1 pseudogene is annotated in these 271 nt (G+C 64.2%); it reads left to right on the top strand.

Going from position 1 to position 271, the window contains the following annotated elements:
• Positions 1–271 (top strand): annotated as a pseudogene (locus ACYQ2W_RS26860) (IS3 family transposase); the annotation flags it as partial.

Below are 271 nucleotides of genomic sequence, written 5' to 3'. Positions count from 1 at the left end.
GAGGCTGGGGCCCGCACGCAGCCGGCCTGTGAGGAGGCGGGTATCAGTCAGCGAACCCTCCAGCGCTGGATGCACAACGGTGAGATCAAGGAGGACCAGCGACCGCTGGTGGAACGACCGGAGCCGGCGAACAAGCTGTCGGAGGAGGAGCGGGACGGGATCCTGGAGACCTGTAACCAGGACGAGTATGCCAGCTTGCCACCGAGCCAGATCGTGCCCAGGCTTGCGGACAAGGGGGATTATTTGGCCTCGGAGTCAAGCTTCTACCGCA

The sequence above is a fragment of the Endothiovibrio diazotrophicus genome (assembly GCF_054657215.1).
The sequence above is the reverse complement of the archived record's forward strand: the minus strand, read 5'-3'. Positions and strand labels throughout refer to the sequence as shown.